Here is a 15,727-nt window from a genome sequence, read left to right on the forward strand (position 1 = left end):
CGACAATGGCGACCGGACGTTCACCAATCCTCTGTTCTATGAGAAATTTTGGCACATCGCGATGCCGTCGGGAGGGGGCATCCACTCCATCACTTCTCAATGGCAATCAACAGCTTGCGGGCGTCCCGCGTTCAGCAATCGACTGGCCTGGCTTGTTTGCAAGCGACTCCCGTCATGGACCACAAGCCAAGTGTGGTCCGCGTGGCGATCACCTTCCGGCTGATTGATTGAAATCCGATCGTCACCGACTTGTCGCGCAAATCCAGTATTTCAACGGGCGGCGCCTGGGATTGGCGGGGACGGTACTTGCAAAGAGAACGAATCTGGTGGATTGCACTGGCCATCGTTTTGATGGCCGCCCCGGTTCAGGCGCAGTATGGCGCATTCGACATGGGCGCCCTCACCAATACTTTGGCGCTGGACCACGTCACCAGATCGGAGGGAGCGAGGCCAGCGGCATCCGGGGCCTCAATCCCTAAAACGCTGCTGACGTTCGCGCCGTCGGAGGAATTGCGCACCCGGAACCTTGCCGATTTCATCGCGCAGACCCGCGCCCGCGACGCCGAGGCTGGTAACGCGTTGCAGCAATTGCTCGCCACCAACGACGTGATCAATGCCGCGGAGGGCTATCTGCAGCCCTACGGTATGAGCGCGTCAAATGTGGCTGATGCAATTAGCCTCTATCTCTCAACCGCCTGGCTGGCGATCCATGGCAGCATTGCTGATCCCGACAAATCAGCAATGCATAGTGTGCGGGATCAACTCGCCGCCGCCATAGGCGCCACGCCGGCATTCCGTCAGGCAAGTGATGCCGATAAGCAGCAACTCGCGGAGGCGATGATCGTGCAGTCCGCCATGATCTCGCAATTCGTTCTGTCGGCGCAGAACGATCCCGAACAGATGCGCCGCGTCCAGGAGGCGGTGGGCGAAACGGTCATGAGCCAGTTCGGGCTGAACCTCGCGGCGCTGAACATGACGCCCGAGGGGCTGCGGTAGCGGCATGCAGGACGAGGCAACCACCCGGCCGCGCCCGAGAACATCAGGGGTCTGGATGGGTCTTGTGATTGGCCTGATCGTGGGCGCCGGTATCGCCACTATCGCTACAATGCCCAATCTGTGGCAACCTTTGCTGCGTACGTCCACACCAGACCCTATGGTGTTGCCTGACAGCATCGGCGTCGGCAATTATGCGACCGAGGTTCCGCCGGTCCAAAGCCTCGTGTTCCTCGATATGACGGCGCCCTACAGCGCCCTGGCCGACGCCAGCTAAGCCGATGTCTGGGAAACGGTTATCTGTGGCGGCCGGATAGGCCGCTGAATGCGCGCGAGATCCGTCAGGTCGTTGGCGGTCCCCCCACGTTAATCGAATTGCTTGATGAAAACGTGCAAGAGAGCGGCTGGACACGAGATGATCGCTTTCGGCACGAGGGTTGGTCGTTCTCTGCCGCCGGCTACACGCGCGACGGCTATCTATTCGCTGTCGCCATTCTCGGTCGTCGCACGGCGCAGATGGAGGATAGGCACCTCATCGTTAGCCGCGATGTGGACCCGGAAACGCCAGCGGGCAAGGCCCTTCCCGTTGCCGTCTTGACCAATCTTCCCCGCCCCCAAACGCCAACCGTCGACGCGCCATGGATTGCGCCAGATGCGTGGAGAGCGGAATAGCCGGTTGAGCCCCGAGGGCGTCATCCCATAGTTACCGCGTCCGCCTAGAATGTCGGAATACTGACGATGAGAATAGCCTGTCTTTCTTCGGCTTTTGCCGCCCTGGCCGTACTGATGCCGCCCGCGTTTGCCGAATATCTTGAGCCGGATTGGTCCACGCTCGTTATCGAGGGCGACCCCGACTGGATCACCGGCGTACGCGAAGGGGCGTATATCGGTATGTGCGTCGCCTGCGACGGGACAAGATGATGCCGATCAGTACACCGCCCGCTGCGGCAACAAGCACAACGATCCTGGGCGGCGATTTCAGGTGCCCCCAGAGTGCCTGCTCGCCTTCAGGACATGACAAGAACACGGTGCAGGGCTTTTGAAGCACCATCTCCTCGATATGTTCGCGTGTTTTGCGGTTATTCAGCGTGACCAGCCAGGGTCCGTCACGGCGAATGTCATCATCGCCGTCTTCCAGAAACAACGGGCGGCTCGAGATACCTGCATCCACGAATGACCGATGAGTGCGGCCATGGCTCGGCAGCCTGCTAGATTGCATCTCGCATTCGACGGGAGGATCGACGAGCGCATAAATGTCGCAACAAAAGTTGATCTTGATTCTCAGATTAGCTAAAGCCTTCCTATTCATAGGAGAACGGCTCATGAAATCAGTTTTGTTTGCTACCATTGCGGCTGTCGCCCTCGTCGTGCCCACCGCAATGGCGCAGGAAATCGTGGTCACGCATGCCCAGGGCCAAACCACCCTGCCGGGCGTGCCGGGTAAGGTTCTGGTCCAGGATTGGGCGACCTTCGACAACCTCCAGGCGCTCGGCGTGACGGTGGCCGGTGTTCCGTCCTCCAACGTGCCGAGCTATCTCGCCAGCGCATTGCCTGCCGATGCGCTGCAGATCGGTTCGCTGTTCGAACCCGACTTCGAGGGCATCGCTGCTTCGGAGGCCCAGGTCTATTTCGTCGGCGCCCGTTCCGCCGAGGCCTACACGACGGCCAAGGACATCCTGCCGACCATCGACATGTCGCTTGCCGACAATTCCGACATTATCGGCGGCATCAAGAATAACCTCACCAGGCTGGGTGAGATCTTCGGCCTGCAGGCCAAGGCCAGCGAGCTCAATACTGCGCTCGACGCCAAGGTGAGCGAGGTCAGGGCCGCCGCCGAAGGCAAGGGAAATGCGCTGGTCCTCGTGACCAATGCCGGCAATGTCGGCGTCTACGGTCCGGATAGCCGCGTCGCCTGGATCCACAATCAGCTGGGCATTCCATCGGCCATGGCCGATGTGGAAGACGGCGACCATGGCGGTGACGGCGTGTCGTTCGAGTTCATTCTCGAGACCAACCCCGACTGGCTCTTCGTGGTGGACCGCGATGCGGGCACCGGTGAATCGGCCGGCGCCGCGGCAGCCCTGCTCGACAACGAACTGGTCAACCAGACCAAGGCGGCAGAGGGCGGCCACATCGTCTACCTCGACCCGCAGGCGGCCTACATCACCATGCATGGCTATACGGGGGTAATGCTGCTGCTCGACCAGGTGCTGACCGGCCTCAACGGCTGATCGTTTGAAACCATCACCCCCGCCATACGGCCGGGGGTGATGTCCGGAAGGTCTGCCTTTGCGCCTGCTCATCCTTGCCATCCTGGTCACGCTTGTCCTGGCGCTCGCGAGCCTGTTCATCGGCGTAAGCGACGTTTCGCTTGCCGCCTTGCTGTCGACCAGTGCGGAAGATCGGCCGATGCAGGTGCTGCTGATCAGCCGGGTGCCGCGCACCCTGGCGATCATTCTCTCGGGCAGTTCCATGGCCGTCGCGGGGCTGGTGATGCAGATGATCGTGCGCAACCGTTTCGTCGAGCCCTCGACGGCGGGAACGACCGAGTCGGCCAGCCTTGGCTTCCTCGCCGCGACCCTGTTTTTCCCGGGCTGGCCGCTGATGGGCAAGATGCTCATCGCCGCCGCCTTCGCGCTTGCGGGGACGGCGCTGTTCCTGCGCATCCTGCGGGCCGTGCCGTTGCGTGACGTGATGCTGGTGCCGCTTGTCGGCATCATGCTCGGCGGCATTATCGGTGCCGTTACCAGCTTCATCGCCTATCGCTTCGAACTGCTGCCCTCGCTGCTGGCCTGGACCATGGGCGACTTCTCCGGCATCCTGCGTGGACGCTACGAGCTGCTGTGGATCGGGCTCGGCTGCGCGGTGCTCGCCTATATCGCCGCGGACCGCTTCACCGTCGCCGGCATGGGGCGCGATTTCACCACCAATCTCGGTCTCAACTACCAGCGTGTCATGGTGCTCGGGCTGGTAATCGTATCGCTGGTCAGTGCCGTTGTGCTGGTGACGGCAGGGTCTATCCCGTTCCTCGGCCTGATCGTGCCCAATCTCGTCAGCCTGTTGGTCGGTGACAATATGCGGCGCACCGTGCCCTGGGTGACGGTTACCGGGGCCGGCTTCGTGCTGGCCTGCGATATTGTCGGCCGCATCGTGCGCTTCCCCTACGAGATTCCGATCAGCGTGGTGGTCGGCGTGGTCGGCAGCGCCATCTTCCTCTACCTGCTGCTGCGGACGCGCCGCCATGCGTGAGCCTTCCGTCGCCCTCGTACCGGCCCCCGGCCTGCGCCGGATCGCCGGACTGTCGCGCCCGGCGCTGGTGCTGCTGGTTCTTGCCGCGCTGGCCCTGATTTCGATCGCCTGCTTCATGACGCTGGGCGCCAGGGGCAGCTGGAGCTTCATCATCCCGTTTCGCGGCCGCAAGCTGCTGGCGCTCTGCCTCGTCGCCTATTCGGTGGCGATATCGACCGTGCTGTTCCAGACCGTCACCAACAATCGCATCCTGACGCCGTCGATCATGGGCTTTGACGCGCTCTATATCCTGCTGACCACCGCAACCGTGTTCTTCCTGGGCGCGGGCGCCCTGACCGGCATCGATCCGCAAGTGCAGTTCGGCATCGAGGTGGTGGTGATGGTGGTGTTTTCCGGACTGCTGTTCCGCTGGCTGTTCGTCGGCGAGGAGCGCAGCCTGACCCTGCTCGTGCTGGTCGGCATCGTCTTCGGCATCCTGTTCCGCAGCCTCAGCCAGTTCATGCAGCGCATGCTCGATCCCAATGCCTTCCAGGTGCTGCAGGATTCGTTCTTCGCCAGCTTCGCCACCGTCGATACCAGCCTGCTCGTCGTCGCCACCGTCATCGTGGTGCTGGCCAGCCTGATCATGCTCCGGCTCGCCCACACCCTCGACGTGCTGGGACTGGGGCGCGCCCATGCCATCAACCTGGGCATCGACTACCGGCGCACTGTCGTCACCATCCTGATGCTGGTCTCGGTGCTGGTCGCGGTGTCGACCGCGCTGGTCGGTCCCATCACCTTCTTCGGCCTGCTCGTCGCCACCCTCGCCCATTCGCTGGTCGGCACCAGCCGGCATCGCTACGTCCTGCCCGCCGCGGCGCTCCTCGCCATAACCTGCCTCGTCGGTGGGCAGACCATCCTCGAGCGCCTCTTCGCCTTCGATACGGCCCTCTCGATCATCATCGAGTTCCTGGGCGGCATCGTCTTCATCACTCTCATATTGCGGAGGGCCGCGCGATGATCGTCGCTGATGGTGTGACCAAGAGCTATGGCGCCACCTGCGTGGTCGATGGCGTTACGGTGACCCTGCCCAAGGGCGGCATCACCTCGATCATCGGCCCCAACGGCGCCGGCAAGTCGACCTTCCTCTCGATGGTCAGCCGGCTCATGAGCCTGGACAGGGGCACCGTGACGGTCGACGGCCTCGACGTCACCACGACCCCCAGCGACGTGCTGGCCCGTCGCCTCTCCATCCTGCGCCAGGACAACCACATGACCGCGCGCCTCACGGTGCGCGATCTGGTCAGCTTCGGCCGGTATCCCTACAGCAAGGGCCGGCTGACGACCGGGGACAAGACCCATATCGACGCGGCCATCGGCTATCTCAACCTGGCCGAGCTCAGCGAGCGGTTTCTTGACGAGCTGTCCGGCGGCCAGCGCCAGCGGGCTTTCGTCGCCATGGTGCTCTGCCAGGATACCGACTATGTGCTGCTCGACGAGCCGCTCAACAACCTCGATCTCAAGCATGCCGTGAGCATGATGCAGCAGCTCCGCCGGGCAGCGCGGGAGCTGGGCAAGACCATTGTCGTCGTGCTGCACGACATCAATTTCGCCTCGGTCTATTCCGACCACATCGTCTGCATGGCTGATGGCAGGGTCGCCCATGAAGGGCCGCCTGACCGGATCATCACCAGCGACGTGCTGACCGCGCTCTACCAGACACCGGTGCGCGTCGAGACCATCGATGGCCGCCGCATCGGCCTCTATTACGAATAGGAGTTTTCCATGGATCGTCCCGTCGCCGAGGTTGTTCGCAACGAGCGCATCACCCCGCGGATGGCGCGCATCACCTTCACCGACCCCAGCTTCACCGACTTTCCATCCGTTGCCTATGACCACCACGTCAAGCTCTGGTTCCCGCCCGAGGGCGCCGCGCCGGTGGTGCCCGGGCCCGGTCCCAACGGCCTCGACCGGCCAGAGGGCTCGCCCAAGCGCCATACATCGATCGAGCTGTGTAGAACAGAGCGATGATCACGACCGCGCCGAGGCCTGCGATAATGGCCAGCGCGGTCAGGAAGCCAGCCGGGCGTTCCGCCGCATCAGGAGGATGAAGAAGACGCCGCCGGCAAGGCCGGTTATGACGCCAAGGGGAATGTCCTGGGGCGGGATGATGATGCGCGCGGCAATGTCGGCAAGCACCAGGAAGATGGCGCCGACCAGTGCCGATAGCGGCAGCACACGGCGGTAATCGCCACCGACCACCATGCGCACCAGGTGGGGGGTCATCAGCCCGACAAAGGACACGATGCCGGAAAAGGCAACGGCGGCCCCGGTCAGCATTGCGCAGGCGATAAAGACGGCCATGCGAAAGCGGGCTGCCGGAATGCCCAGAGTGGTCGCCGATTCATCGCCCAGCGTCATGGCGTTGAGGTTGCGGGCATTGGCCATGAGGTAGGCGCCGCATGCAGCCAGGGCCAGCAGGGGATAGGGAAGCTGCGCCCATTGGGCGAGGCCAAGCCCGCCCAGCATCCAGAATATGACGGTATGGGCAGCGCGCGGGTCACCGAGGAAAATGCCCAGGCTGCCGAGCGAGGTGACGACGAAGGACACGGCCACGCCGGTCAGCACGAGCCGGCTGGCATTGGTGGCGTTGGACAGGTTAGCCACGCCGACGACGACCGCGGTGGTTACCAGCGCGCCGCCAAAGGCAAAGATCGGCACGGTGACGAGGCCAAGAAACATGCCGGTATGCAGCAGCACGACGATGGCGCCGAGCGCCGCTCCGGAGGAGATGCCGAGCAGGTGCGGGTCGGCGAGCTGGTTGCGGGTCACCGATTGCAAGGCGGCGCCGACCAGGGCGAGACTGGCGCCGATGATCGCGCCCAGAATGACGCGCGGCAGGCGAACTTCCCAAACGATGTTGTCGCGGCCGGGCGACCAGGTGACATCGATGCCGCCCGGGGCAAGATGATTGACCACGACGCTCCAGACGATGTCGAGGGGAATGGCGATGGCGCCGACGCTGACGCCGGCCATCATCACGATGAACAGCAGGGCGACGAGGCCGGCCGTGAGCAGCGGCAAGTTATGCATAATGGCATGCCGTGGACCGGCGACGAGGTGTTTGTGGTTCATGGTGGATGTGGGCCGGACGGACCGAGCGGCCGATAACTCATTGAGGATGGAAGGCAGCGGCGAGCCGCTTGATGGCGGCGATATTGCGCGGACCCGGCGTCGCCTCGACATATTCGAGCACGACGAAGCGGTCGTTCAGCACAGCCGGCATATCCTTGAAGGCGGCATTGTCCTTCATGAAGGCGATCTTCTGTTCGGCGGTGATATCGCCATAATTGACGATGACCACCACGTCCGGATTGCGCTCGATCACCGGCTCCCAGCCGATCTCGACCCAGCTCGAGGCCACGTCATCCATGATGTTGGTGCCACCGGCCGCCTCGATCAGCGCGGTGGGTATGGCGTAGCGGCCGGCGGTGAACGGCTTGTCCTCGCCCGAGTCATAGACGAATACCTTGGGCGGGGTTTCGCTGGCCGGCAGCGTCGCGCTGAAATCGGCCAATTCCTGTTTGTAGCCGGCGACCAGCGCCTTGGCCTTGTCCTCGACGCCGAAGATGGTGCCCAGGTTGAGCAGGTCGGCATACATGTCGTCCATCGAGGATTTGGGCCTGTCCATGATGTGGATGCAGCTCTCGGTGAGCTCGTAAACCGCGATGTCGAAAGCGCCCAGGGTTTCGGGGGTGACCTCGCCGCCCACCTTCATGCCGTAGTTCCAGCCGGCAAAGTAGAAGTCGGCATCGGCGCCGAGCAGCACTTCCTTGGTCGGGTAATCGGGCGAGAGTTCGGGCAATTGCGCAACATTGGCGCGCAGGGTCTCGTCCAGCGTCTTCCACTCGGAAACGCCGGTATAGCCGGCCATGTGGCCGGAAAGGCCCAGGGCCAGCATCATCTCGGTGAGGTTGACGTCATTGGAGACGGCTCGCGCGGGCGCAGCCTCGAAGGTCACCTCGCGATTGCAGCTTTTGACAGTCACGGGATAGGCATTGGCGGCAGTCGTTATGACAGCAAGCACGCCGGTGGCGAACAGAGCGAGGGCGGGACGCATGTTTGAAACTCCTAAACTTAGAGCGGCAGGTGAAATGAGAAGCGGGGACGTCCCGTTGCCGGGTGGGTGTCGATGGTGGTGGCGACGGAAAAGGTCTGTCGGACCGCTGCCGGGGTCAGCACGTCGAGCGGGCGGCCGATATCGACCTGCCGCCCGTTTTCCAGCACCAGAACCTGGTCGGCATGGGCCGATGCCAGGGCCAGATCATGCAGCGACACCACCACGGTCGTGGGCAGTTCTGCCAGAAGCGCCAGCACTTCAAGCTGGTGGCGAATATCAAGGTGGTTGGTCGGTTCATCCAGGATAAGCAGGTCGGGTTTTTGCACCAGGGCGCGGGCGATCAGCACACGCTGCTTTTCGCCCCCTGAAAGACTGGAGAAATTTCGGGGTGCAAGCGCGGTGAGATTGAGCAAGCCAAGCGCCGCCAGAACCGGCTCTTCATGCGGCACGGCAAGGCCTCCAAGGTGCGGCGTCAAGCCGAGCGCCACGATTTCAGCGACCGTCAGGCCGAAATCCGTCACTGGCTCTTGCAATACCGTGGATATGCGGCGCGCCACCGCGCGAGGCTTGAGCGTCCAGAGGTCTTGGCCATCAAGCAATACCCGTCCGGCGGTCGGCCGGTGGTAACGATAGAGACAGCGCAGCAGGCTCGATTTTCCGGCGCCGTTCGGGCCAACCACGGCGAGCATCTCGCCCGGTTGCACGGCAAACTGCAGTCCCTCGATGATGGCGTGCTGCGGACTTGGTCCCCAGCGCAACTGATCGAGGGAAAGGCTGGCGGGCCGCGAGCCCACCCAATGTTGCATCGCAATCATGCCAGGCTCCGCAGATGATGAGGCGCAAGCCGGGGAGATCGGGACAAGCGTGATGTTATTACATTACGTACAACAGCTTCGCAATATGGCATTCTTGCTGGGTGGCAATGCGAAGAGGGCTGGTGGATTTGTGTGCGGCGATTATCGCTGCCGCATGAGCCTGGCTGTCCCACTGGAAACCTCCGCAAGATACGGGGGCAAACCAGGCGAACCCATCAGGCATAGACCGGCAATAGAATCGTCATGCGCCATCATCGTTCTCCGCGGCACACCCCGGCCGGGTTGAAGACATGTCGATGGCAGGTCTCCTGGCTCACGGGTCTATGCGCTGTCTGGGCCTTCCCGATCCGACAAGGATCAGTGGCAATTTCCAGCAGAACTCACCGCTTACAGTTGCGGGGGCAGCCACGGTTTTGCGCCCTGATGGGTACGTCGCACCGTGTTCCCTTTTAATCCCCGTTGGCCGGCAGGCCGCGAAGGAACCTTCAACGGCGCCAACAAGCCATCATGGGCGCGGCAAGTCAAGGGGTGTGCATCGGGCCGCGCTGAGCGCGCCCAACTGCTTGCAGGAAAGTGAGCGCATCCCCGTCGGCCCGGGCTCTGAAGCCGTTCAAGCATCGTATAGGCGCTGAGCGGAATTTGGGCGCCGACATGCATCCCGAAACAGTCTTGCGGAGAGAATTTTGTAATGTAATAACGTCACATGATTTGACACTCGAGCATTTGCTTCAAGGGTTTTTGCATGGCCGGTCCCTGTCTGACATTCTTCGACCTGACGCTCCGTCCTATCGATTGTTCTGTTATATCATTGTGTGCCACCGCGGCCAGCCTTGCCCAGGAAAAGCTGGCAGCCGTCGCTGCATTACCCGTCACAGACGAGCTGACGCGCCAAGTGTCGCCGCAGGGTGTTTCGAGGGAGCCGGAGGCTTCGGCCGCGGCCGCCCTCCCGGGACCCGGCGGTCCCGCGCCGGCCTGCATCGATCTGATCCGGACAAATGCCAGCACCATCACCGCGGCCATCGCCGCCGGGTGAACAGGTGCGGAGCGATCCGCCCCTTCATCAAAACCAAGGAGAAACCAATGAGAAGACTGAGTTCGGGTATTTCTGCGCTTGCCCTGCTGGTGGGCCTCGGCAGCACCGCAATGGCTGAAGACGTGACTGCGTGGCGCCTGTTCGTATCGGATCACGCCAAGCCCGTCGTTCATGTCATCGACGCCGTCGATGGCGATACGCTGGCCAGGTTCGACATCAAGGGCCCGGCTTCGCTCTATCGCAGCGATAGCGGCGAAGCGGTTTATGCCGTTCAGGGTGACGCCGATGTGGTCACCACAATCAGGACCGGCATTGCCTTCCAGGATCATGGCGATCACGCGGACATCGATATCGAAGACGCAGCGCTGGCCGGTGCCGAGATCGCGGGCGACTACCCCGTCCACTTCGTCGGGCACGATGGCCATTGGGCGGCGTTCTTCGACAAGGAGGGCCTTGCTCGCGTGTTCGAGGAGCATGAGGCTCTCGAAGGCCACGCCAGCTTCCGCGAGGTCAATTCGGGCGCCCCGCATCACGGCGTGGTGGTCCCCTACGGCAATTTCGACCTCGTATCCGAGCCACACCCGCAGGACCCGTCCAATCTGCCGATCGGCATCAAGACATTCGATCGTGACGGCAATAGTGTCGGTGACCTCGCCGAATGTCCGGACCTGCATGGCGAAGCCACCTCGGGCAACCAGCTCGCTTTCGCCTGTGCCACCGGCCTGCTGGTGGTTACTCCCGGCCCGGGCGGCGCTCCGAGCATCGAGCACATTGCCTATTCACCCGCCTTGCCCGAGGGCAAGAGCACGACGCTGACCGGCGGTCGCGGCCTGCAATACTTCCTGGGCAATTATGGCCCTAGCGCCGTGGTGCTGATCGATCCGAGCGAAGAGGAGGCCTTCCGCCTGGTCGAACTGCCGACCCGTCGCGTCACCTTTGCCGTCGATCCCATCCGTGCGCGTTTCGCCTACATCTTTACCGAGGACGGCCAGCTCCACCAGCTCGACGTTATCGCGGGGGAAGTGAGCAAGTCGCTGGCGCTGACGGACCCCTATTCCATGGACGGCCACTGGAGCGATCCGCGTCCGCGTGTGGCCGTTGCCGGTGATCATATCGTGGTCACCGATCCCCTTGCCGGCAAGCTGCTGCTGGTCGATGCCGCGAGCTTTAAGAAGGATGGTGAAATCGCCGTCGAGGGCACGCCCTTCAATATCGTGGCAGTCGGGGGCACCGGCACCGCGCATGAAGGTCATGAGCATGGCGATGAAGCTCACGATCATGGTCACGACCACGACAGCCAGATCTATAAGGGCTATTTCGAGGACGCCCAGATCGCGGCGCGCGCGCTGTCGGATTGGGAAGGCGACTGGCAGTCGGTTTACCCCTATCTCCAGGACGGCACGCTTGATCCGGTCATGGAGCACAAGGCGGAAAGCGGCGAGCAGACTGCCGAGGAATACCGCGCCTATTATGAGATCGGCTACAGGACCAATGTCGAGCGCATCACCATCGAAGGCGATACCGTCACCTTCTACGAGGACGGCAAGCCGCTGGCAGCCCGGTATGCCAGCGACGGCTACGAAGTGCTGACCTATGCCAAGGGCAATCGCGGCGTCCGCTTCATCTTCAAGAAGAGCGCGGGCGAGGACGCTGCGCCGCAATTCATCCAATTCAGCGATCACGCCATCGCACCCCAGGATGCGGGGCACTACCACCTCTATTGGGGCGATGACCGGGCGGCCCTGCTCGAGGAGGTCACCCACTGGCCGACCTATTATCCATCGTCCCTGGGCGCCGGCGAGATCGTCGATGAGATGATCGCGCACTAAGCGCTGCTGGTGACGCAAACCTGCCGTGTCCGGCCCAGGGCCGGGCGCGGCGCAATCAATCCTCAACCGCTCCGGCCGCCCCGCGGCGACCGTCGAGCCGGGTCTGTCCTGGCCCAAAGCAATTGGGAAATTCCGAACCGTCCCCCGCCCTTGGCGGACTTTCGGCGGCGCATATGCCGTTCCACCCTTGCACGGTCCGAAACAGTAAGGCAGTAATGTCCTCATTCGAACGGACCCGCTGGCGCGGGTGGCTTCTCCGGGCGCCTATCCCTCGGCAAACCAGACACTGTCAGTTTAGAGCCTTCTTGGCACAAACTCCTACTGTCCTCGAATGTCCAACACATTCATCTGGCCACTTGCCGCCCGATCTGGCGACAATTTCGCAATGGCCGGTCGCAGTCCCAAATCCTGAAAGTCCCGAAAGCGCAACCGATGCCTGAATACCTGTCCCGAATGCGATCCGAATGGTTCGGCAATGTCCGCGCCGACATTCTTGCCGGCCTGGTCGTGGCCCTGGCCCTGATCCCCGAGGCCATCGCCTTCTCCATCATTGCCGGTGTCGATCCCAAGATCGGGCTTTATGCTTCATTCTCGATTGCCGTGCTGATCGCCTTTGTCGGTGGCCGTCCGGGCATGATTTCGGCAGCGACGGCGGCAACGGCCGTGCTGATGGTGACATTGGTTCGCGACCACGGATTGCAATACCTGCTGGCGGCCACCGTGCTGGCGGGGCTGCTGCAGATCGGCGCGGGCTTTCTCAAACTCGGCTATGTCATGCGCTTTGTATCGAAGTCGGTGCTGACCGGCTTCGTCAACGCGCTGGCCATTCTTATCTTCATGGCACAATTGCCCGAGCTGACCAACGTGACGTGGCTGACCTATGTCATGGTCGCAGGCGGGCTGGCGATTATCTACCTTTTCCCCCGCATTACCAAAGTCATCCCCTCGCCGCTGGTCTGCATCGTCGTGCTGACGGCGCTCTCGATCGGGTTGGGCCTGGACGTGCGCACGGTTGGCGATATGGGGGAACTGCCCTCGACACTGCCCGTGTTCCTCATTCCCCAGATTCCGCTGACCCTGGAAACGCTGATGATCATCCTGCCCTATTCGGTGGCGGTGGCCGTCGTCGGCCTGCTGGAATCGCTGATGACGGCAACGATTGTGGACGAGCTGACCGACACCAAGAGCGACAAGAACCAGGAATGTATCGGCCAGGGCATCGCCAATACCGCGACCGGTTTCATCGGCGGCATGGCGGGTTGCGCCATGATCGGGCAGTCGATCATCAATGTGAAATCGGGCGGACGCGGCCGGCTATCCACGTTCGTTGCCGGGTCGCTGCTGCTGTTCCTGATCCTGGTGCTGGGTGATCTGGTCAGCGCCATTCCGATGCCGGCCCTGGTGGCCATCATGATCATGGTGTCGATCGGCACGTTTTCCTGGGTCTCGCTCAAGAACCTGGTCACCCATCCGCGCAGTTCCTCCATTGTCATGGTCGCGACCGTCGTGACGGTGGTCTATACGCATAACCTGGCCATTGGCGTGCTGATCGGCGTTTTGCTGTCGGGCATCTTCTTCGCCTGGAAGATTTCCCAGATTTTCCGCGTCACCTCGGCCCTGTCGGAGGATGGACGGCAGCGCACCTACACGGTTGAGGGGCAGATTTTCTTCGCCTCATCGGAGGATTTCAGCAATGCCTTCGACTTCAAGGAAGCGCTGGAAGTTGTGAGCATCGACGTGTCCAATGCGCATATCTGGGATATTTCCAGTGTGAGCGCCCTGGATATGGTTATCCTCAAGTTCCGCCGCGAAGGTGCCGAGGTCAAGCTGATCGGTATGAACGAAGCCAGCGAGACAATCGTCGACAAGCTGGCCATTCACGACAAACCAGGGGCGCTCGAACGCCTGATGGGTCACTAGGGAGGAATGGCTATGTCCAGGATCATCGCATTGGTCGATGGCTCGATCTATTCGGAAAGCGTGCTCGATCACGCCGCCTGGGTGGCAAAAGCCATCGATGCTCAGGTGGACGTCGTCCACGTCATTGGCCGGCGGAATGTGGGGAGCGCACCGGCGGACTGGAGCGGGAGCCTTGAGATGGGTGCGCAGCAGACGCTGCTTGCCGACCTGGCCGAACACGACATTCAACGGGCAAAGCTGGCGCAGCAACGGGGCCGATTGATCGTTGACGGGGGCGTCAAGCGCCTTTCGGATGCAGGCATCAAGGCGAGCGGCAAGCTGCGCAATGGCGATATTGTCGAAGCCGTCCAGGAACTGGAGGGGGATGCAGACCTCGTCGTGGTGGGCAAGCGTGGCGAGGCTGCCGATTTTGCCAAGCTGCATCTGGGCTCGAATCTCGAGCGGGTTGTCCGGGTCAGCAAGAAGCCGGTCATGGTGGCATCGCGGGCGTTCAAGCCGGTCAAACGGTTCATGGTGGCCTTCGATGGCGGAGCCAGCGTGATGAAGGCGGTGTCCCACATTGCCACCGGCAAGCTCTTTGCGGGGCTGGCTGGAGATCTGGTCATGGTCGGCCGGGAGACACCCGAGGCTCGCGGCAAGCTGGAGGCAGCGGCAAACCTGCTGGCCAATGCGTCGCTCGAAATCCAGACCCATCTTGAGGAGGGTGAGCCCGATGAGGTCATTGCCCGCCACGCCGAAGCCGATCATATCGATCTGCTGGTCATGGGCGCCTATGGCCATTCAAGGGTGCGCAACCTGATCATCGGCAGCACGACCAGCGAGATGATCCGCTCGGTCAAGATACCGGTCATGCTGTTCCGGTAGCGCCGGATTCCGCTCACCGAATTTTTGGTTGCCAGTGGCGAGAAATTGGCCGACGTTTCATGGCGAAATTGCTTGGAGGGCAGATTCTGGGGCAGAATCCGGCGCGACCAACCATTGTTCTGTTCGATCTGGACGGAACCCTGGTCCACCATATCAATCCGCGCGTCCTCCAGATGCTGGAATTCCTGGATGATGTTTCGCATGGCAGTGGGCGTCTGGCGGCACGTTTTCGGCTGCTCCGGCGATCCCATCTGGTGGCGCGACCGAAGACCTCGTCGCTTGTCGTCCACCGGACCATGCACCGGCTTCGCCGCAAGTCGGTGGTCCAGATGCTTCAGCCCTGTGCCACCATGCGCTCCGTGCTGGACCTGCTTCGGGCCAATGATATCCCCATGGGCATGGTCAGCAATGGACTGGGCAAGGGCTATGGGCAGGATGTCCTGGATGCGTTCGATCTGCGAAAATACTTTGCGACCTGTGTCTTCCGGGAGGATGTGAGGCAGGGAAAACCGTCTGCCGAGCCAATCCTGCGAGCCCTCGATACGATTGGCCGCCCCTTAAGATCTTCCGATGTCATATGGTATGTCGGCGACCAACGGAAGGATATCACCTCCGCCCTGGCCGCCGCCCGCCAGACAAGCCAGGCGATCCTGCCCATTGCCGTTGGCGCCAGGGCGGCGCTGGCATCGGCTGAAAACCACATCCCGGCAAGGCAGGTCATGTGGTCGGCTGCGGACCTGGTCGATGCAGTGGCGTTGGCGTTCCCAGTCGAGGAACCACTGGCATTGCTCGCCATGGGCCCCGCTCGCCCGGCCTGATCCTCAGCCGGGCCGAACGCTCCCGACTCTGGTAACATTAATGCCTGGAGGGGAGACGGGCCGGGATCTTTCGCGCTATCATTATTGATAATTACGTCCAGCGCTTT

General features: G+C 62.4%; 16 protein-coding genes, 1 riboswitch and 1 other annotated feature. Of the genes, 12 read left to right on the plus strand and 4 right to left on the minus strand.

The window, feature by feature from the left end; translation table 11 throughout:
• The first annotated feature begins 249 nt into the window (after positions 1 to 249).
• Together FF80_RS01840 and FF80_RS21540 are read left to right on the plus strand one after the other, a co-directional pair.
• Positions 250 to 996: a DUF6683 family protein gene (locus FF80_RS01840; protein WP_152558225.1), complete on the plus strand. Its 747-nt coding sequence runs from the start codon at positions 250 to 252 to the stop codon at positions 994 to 996.
• A gap of 55 nt (positions 997 to 1,051) precedes the next feature.
• Positions 1,052 to 1,270 carry a hypothetical protein gene (locus FF80_RS21540; protein WP_152558226.1) on the plus strand — a complete coding sequence of 73 codons (219 nt, stop codon included), beginning with the start codon at positions 1,052 to 1,054 and terminating at the stop codon, positions 1,268 to 1,270.
• A 582-nt stretch (positions 1,271 to 1,852) separates the two neighbouring features.
• Here FF80_RS21540 and FF80_RS21545 read toward each other — a convergent pair.
• A complete protein-coding gene (locus FF80_RS21545; RefSeq protein ID WP_152558227.1) occupies positions 1,853 to 2,341 on the minus strand; it encodes a DUF4123 domain-containing protein in 489 nt (162 codons plus the stop codon).
• Here FF80_RS21545 and FF80_RS01855 point away from each other — a divergent pair.
• The 5 genes from FF80_RS01855 (at position 2,316) to FF80_RS01875 (ending at position 6,252) form a co-directional block, all read left to right on the plus strand.
• Positions 2,316 to 3,224, plus strand: coding sequence for an ABC transporter substrate-binding protein (locus tag FF80_RS01855; RefSeq protein WP_035097131.1), 909 nt, complete (start codon positions 2,316 to 2,318; stop codon positions 3,222 to 3,224). The genes FF80_RS21545 and FF80_RS01855 overlap by 26 nt on opposite strands.
• A 58-nt stretch (positions 3,225 to 3,282) precedes the next feature.
• The gene (locus FF80_RS01860) at positions 3,283 to 4,242 is read left to right on the plus strand and encodes an iron chelate uptake ABC transporter family permease subunit (RefSeq protein ID WP_035097132.1); all 960 of its coding nucleotides are present in this window, start codon (positions 3,283 to 3,285) and stop codon (positions 4,240 to 4,242) included.
• Positions 4,243 to 4,357: 115 nt separating this feature from the next.
• Complete coding sequence (locus tag FF80_RS01865) at positions 4,358 to 5,242, plus strand: iron chelate uptake ABC transporter family permease subunit (protein ID WP_244445685.1); 885 nt, start codon at positions 4,358 to 4,360, stop codon at positions 5,240 to 5,242.
• A complete protein-coding gene (locus FF80_RS01870; protein ID WP_035097134.1) occupies positions 5,239 to 5,997 on the plus strand; it encodes an ABC transporter ATP-binding protein in 759 nt (252 codons plus the stop codon). Before FF80_RS01865 ends, FF80_RS01870 begins: the two co-directional genes overlap by 4 nt.
• Positions 5,998 to 6,006: 9 nt before the next feature.
• Positions 6,007 to 6,252 (plus strand): siderophore-interacting protein, encoded by a 246-nt coding sequence (locus tag FF80_RS01875; protein WP_035097135.1) that lies wholly within the window; start codon positions 6,007 to 6,009, stop codon positions 6,250 to 6,252.
• Positions 6,253 to 6,291: 39 nt separating this feature from the next.
• Here the strand turns inward: FF80_RS01875 and FF80_RS01880 are convergent, their stop codons facing one another.
• The 3 genes from FF80_RS01880 to FF80_RS01890 form a co-directional block, all read right to left on the minus strand.
• Complete coding sequence (locus tag FF80_RS01880) at positions 6,292 to 7,314, minus strand: iron ABC transporter permease (RefSeq protein ID WP_152558228.1); 1,023 nt, start codon at positions 7,312 to 7,314, stop codon at positions 6,292 to 6,294.
• 79 nt (positions 7,315 to 7,393) lie between these two features.
• Entirely contained in the window at positions 7,394 to 8,341 is a 948-nt protein-coding gene (locus FF80_RS01885; RefSeq protein WP_035097137.1) for an ABC transporter substrate-binding protein, read from the minus strand.
• Between the two features lie 17 nt (positions 8,342 to 8,358).
• A complete protein-coding gene (locus FF80_RS01890; protein WP_052153067.1) occupies positions 8,359 to 9,156 on the minus strand; it encodes an ABC transporter ATP-binding protein in 798 nt (265 codons plus the stop codon).
• A gap of 280 nt (positions 9,157 to 9,436) precedes the next feature.
• Positions 9,437 to 9,658, minus strand: a riboswitch (cobalamin riboswitch).
• Between the two features lie 240 nt (positions 9,659 to 9,898).
• Here FF80_RS01890 and FF80_RS21785 point away from each other — a divergent pair.
• The 5 genes from FF80_RS21785 to FF80_RS01915 all read left to right on the plus strand — a co-directional run bounded on the left by FF80_RS21785 (position 9,899) and on the right by FF80_RS01915 (position 15,620).
• Positions 9,899 to 10,189, plus strand: coding sequence for a hypothetical protein (locus tag FF80_RS21785; RefSeq protein WP_160172776.1), 291 nt, complete (start codon positions 9,899 to 9,901; stop codon positions 10,187 to 10,189).
• Between the two features lie 110 nt (positions 10,190 to 10,299).
• On the plus strand, positions 10,300 to 12,018 hold the full coding sequence (aztD, locus tag FF80_RS01900; RefSeq protein ID WP_280113886.1) for a zinc metallochaperone AztD: 1,719 nt from the start codon (positions 10,300 to 10,302) through the stop codon (positions 12,016 to 12,018).
• Positions 12,019 to 12,246: 228 nt separating this feature from the next.
• Positions 12,247 to 12,299, plus strand: a sequence feature (sul1 is cis-regulatory element that is thought to sense ions involved in sulfur or methionine metabolism; They are found in Alphaproteobacteria).
• 151 nt (positions 12,300 to 12,450) lie between these two features.
• Positions 12,451 to 13,938, plus strand: coding sequence for a SulP family inorganic anion transporter (locus FF80_RS01905; RefSeq protein WP_035097141.1), 1,488 nt, complete (start codon positions 12,451 to 12,453; stop codon positions 13,936 to 13,938).
• A gap of 12 nt (positions 13,939 to 13,950) precedes the next feature.
• A complete protein-coding gene (locus tag FF80_RS01910) occupies positions 13,951 to 14,802 on the plus strand; it encodes a universal stress protein (RefSeq protein WP_035097143.1) in 852 nt (283 codons plus the stop codon).
• A gap of 59 nt (positions 14,803 to 14,861) precedes the next feature.
• On the plus strand, positions 14,862 to 15,620 hold the full coding sequence (locus FF80_RS01915) for an HAD hydrolase-like protein (protein WP_052153068.1): 759 nt from the start codon (positions 14,862 to 14,864) through the stop codon (positions 15,618 to 15,620).
• Positions 15,621 to 15,727 lie beyond the last annotated feature (107 nt).

Source organism: Devosia sp. LC5 (assembly GCF_000735585.1).
GTDB lineage: Bacteria > Pseudomonadota > Alphaproteobacteria > Rhizobiales > Devosiaceae > Devosia.

Bases quoted from the DNA above. Each gene is read 5' to 3' on its own strand.
- FF80_RS01880 (WP_152558228.1), bottom strand. From the start codon at position 7,314: ATGCATAACTTGCCGCTGCTCACGGCCGGCCTCGTCGCCCTGCTGTTC.
- FF80_RS01885 (WP_035097137.1), bottom strand. From the start codon at position 8,341: ATGCGTCCCGCCCTCGCTCTGTTCGCCACCGGCGTGCTTGCTGTCATA.
- FF80_RS01910 (WP_035097143.1), top strand. From the start codon at position 13,951: ATGTCCAGGATCATCGCATTGGTCGATGGCTCGATCTATTCGGAAAGC.
- FF80_RS21545 (WP_152558227.1), bottom strand. From the start codon at position 2,341: ATGGTAGCAAACAAAACTGATTTCATGAGCCGTTCTCCTATGAATAGG.
- FF80_RS01905 (WP_035097141.1), top strand. From the start codon at position 12,451: ATGCCTGAATACCTGTCCCGAATGCGATCCGAATGGTTCGGCAATGTC.
- FF80_RS01890 (WP_052153067.1), bottom strand. From the start codon at position 9,156: ATGATTGCGATGCAACATTGGGTGGGCTCGCGGCCCGCCAGCCTTTCC.
- FF80_RS01875 (WP_035097135.1), top strand. From the start codon at position 6,007: ATGGATCGTCCCGTCGCCGAGGTTGTTCGCAACGAGCGCATCACCCCG.
- FF80_RS21785 (WP_160172776.1), top strand. From the start codon at position 9,899: ATGGCCGGTCCCTGTCTGACATTCTTCGACCTGACGCTCCGTCCTATC.
- FF80_RS01870 (WP_035097134.1), top strand. From the start codon at position 5,239: ATGATCGTCGCTGATGGTGTGACCAAGAGCTATGGCGCCACCTGCGTG.
- FF80_RS01855 (WP_035097131.1), top strand. From the start codon at position 2,316: ATGAAATCAGTTTTGTTTGCTACCATTGCGGCTGTCGCCCTCGTCGTG.
- aztD (WP_280113886.1), top strand. From the start codon at position 10,300: ATGGCTGAAGACGTGACTGCGTGGCGCCTGTTCGTATCGGATCACGCC.
- FF80_RS01865 (WP_244445685.1), top strand. From the start codon at position 4,358: ATGACGCTGGGCGCCAGGGGCAGCTGGAGCTTCATCATCCCGTTTCGC.
- FF80_RS21540 (WP_152558226.1), top strand. From the start codon at position 1,052: ATGGGTCTTGTGATTGGCCTGATCGTGGGCGCCGGTATCGCCACTATC.
- FF80_RS01915 (WP_052153068.1), top strand. From the start codon at position 14,862: ATGGCGAAATTGCTTGGAGGGCAGATTCTGGGGCAGAATCCGGCGCGA.